This is a genomic window from Holdemanella sp. (assembly GCF_056804935.1).
Window position 1 is genome coordinate 1 of the sequence record NZ_DBMEXE010000288.1, and the last position, 1,586, is coordinate 1,586.

The 1,586-nt window shown below is 36.1% G+C and carries 2 protein-coding genes; both read left to right on the top strand.

The features are described from left to right. On the top strand, positions 1 to 714 hold a 714-nt coding region (locus ACZQCL_RS09390), incomplete at its 5' end, for a M15 family metallopeptidase (protein ID WP_482483014.1). Between the two features lie 36 nt (positions 715 to 750). After that, on the top strand, positions 751 to 1,503 hold the full coding sequence (locus ACZQCL_RS09395) for a ZIP family metal transporter (RefSeq protein ID WP_482483016.1): 753 nt from the start codon (positions 751 to 753) through the stop codon (positions 1,501 to 1,503). Positions 1,504 to 1,586 lie beyond the last annotated feature (83 nt).

The window sequence follows — 1,586 nt, forward strand, 5'->3', positions numbered from 1 at the left end:
AAAGGGGCACAAATTCAAGACATCAAAAAATATGTAGATTCTGGGTTAAGCCCATTAAAGGCAGTTTTACAAGTGTCTTATCCAGGGATTGATTCAAGTAAAAAAGACAGTCGCTCTTATACGATTGAAAGTCCAGAAGATACATTGATTCTAATTAAAAATGGATTTAGTGTACCTAGTGACTATGTCCCTAAGGATCTTAGAGATGTGAATATTCCTTATGAAACAGAAGTGGGACAATTAAGAGATGAAGCGGCAAGTGCCCTTGAAAAGATGTATAAGGATGGCTTGAAACAAGGCTATAGTATTGCGATTAAGAGTTCGTATCGTTCTTATGATACACAATTAGCAGTATATAATGAATATTTTGCGATGTATGATGCAGCTTATGCGGCAAGTCTAGTTTCGATTCCAGGATCGAGTGAACACCAATGTGGATTGAGTGTGGATCTAACAAGTCAAAGTGTAATGAATGGAGAATATGGAACATTTGGTGAAACACCTGACTATAATTGGATTGAACAAAATGCCTATAAATATGGATTTATTTTACGCTTCCCAGAAAATACGGGAGACCGTACAGGAGCTACCAACGAGCCATGGCATTTTAGATATGTAGGAAAAGAAGCAGCTAAAGAAATTCATGATAAGGGATGGATCTTAGAGGATTATATTGAACATCATGGATTTAGATACAATTTGCGTTTGAATTGACGAATATAAAGGGATTAGTTTAAACTGACTATGGTGATGATTATGTGGTTAGGATTACTAATTCCTTTTTTTGGAACGACTTTGGGTTCAGCCGTTGTGTTCTTTATCAAAAATAAAAAGAATGAACTTTTATCTAGATGCTTTTCTGGCATTGCCTCGGGTGTCATGGTGGCTGCAAGTATTTGGTCTTTATTGATTCCAGCGATGAATCAAGAAAAGAATATCTTGGTCATTGTGCTTGGCATATTTTTAGGAGCTTTATTACTACTTTTCTTGGATTGTATTGTTCCTCATATGCATCCTGGAACAAATGATGAAGAGGGAAAAGAATCGCATTTTAAGAAAACGACAAAGCTAGTCTTTGCGGTAACTTTGCATAATATTCCAGAAGGTATGGCTGTTGGCATAGTACTAGCACAAGCGATTCAAACGGGAAGTATATATGCGGCTTTAGCTTTATCCATTGGGATTGCGATACAAAATTTTCCGGAAGGAGCCATTCTTTCTTTACCCTTAAAGAGCAATGGCTGTTCAAAACATAAGGCGTTTTTGATAGGTTCATTATCGGGTATTGTTGAACCTATATTTGGTTATGTCACAATTTTATTTTCAAATTGGATCCTACAATGCCTACCGTTTTGTTTAAGCTTTGCGGCAGGGGCCATGTTGTTTGTGGTGGTTGAAGAACTTGTTCCTGAAATGGCTCAAGGAAAACATTCGAATCTTCCAACAATTTCTTTCTTGTTTGGATTTTGTGTGATGATGGTATTGGATGTGATTTTAGGATAAGCTTTCAATTTTTTCAGAAAAGAGTTAAAATTATTTTACATTATGTAGAAGACCAATATGGAATTCTGCATTTTCTTTTGGGA

Bases quoted from the DNA above. Each gene is read 5' to 3' on its own strand.
- ACZQCL_RS09395 (WP_482483016.1), top strand. From the start codon at position 751: ATGATTATGTGGTTAGGATTACTAATTCCTTTTTTTGGAACGACTTTG.